The organism is Vibrio sp. Vb1755 (assembly GCF_033338635.1).
In the GTDB taxonomy this organism is placed as follows: Bacteria; Pseudomonadota; Gammaproteobacteria; order Enterobacterales; family Vibrionaceae; genus Vibrio; species Vibrio alginolyticus.
In genome coordinates this window covers 632-1,125 of record NZ_JAWOTA010000295.1, presented here as the reverse complement: position 1 = coordinate 1,125, position 494 = coordinate 632, and the positions used below count along the sequence as shown (strand labels likewise).

The 494-nt window shown below is 47.6% G+C and carries 1 pseudogene; it reads right to left on the bottom strand.

Features of this window, described 5'->3' with window-relative positions:
• Window positions 1-494 (bottom strand): annotated as a pseudogene (locus R7E00_RS24665) (dGTPase); the annotation flags it as partial.

Genomic DNA, 494 nt, shown 5'->3' with positions numbered 1-494 from the left:
TTGCGTTGGTGATGTTTACCGCTAAACAGCATTTGTCCAATAGAGCCGATATGTTCTTCAAACCAAGGATCACCGCAATCGGCTAACTGACTTGCTGCACCTTCTTGCCATTGCTGACGTGTGACCATACCCAGCACAATGGCATCTTCTAAGTCGTGCACGCCATACGCAATATCATCGGCGAGCTCCATAATGGAGCAGTCGAGGGATTTAAAGCGCGTTTTGCTGTGCTCTAAATCGGAGTCTGGTCTATAGCGCATTTGGCTCAACAGGCTTTTGTCATTCTCGCTGAGTGGAGCAATAACCCAATCAAACAGATCTTTATCGCAATCGTAGATGCCTTTCGCTGGGCTCCATTCTTTGGCTTTTAATCGGCGTTGATGTTCTGCAGGGTTTGGCAGCTTGACTGAACGAGTCTGACTGATGAGTGCTGGGTATTTGATCAAACCTAACAAAGTTCGGCGCGATAGATTCATCCCGAAGTGCTCAGTGTA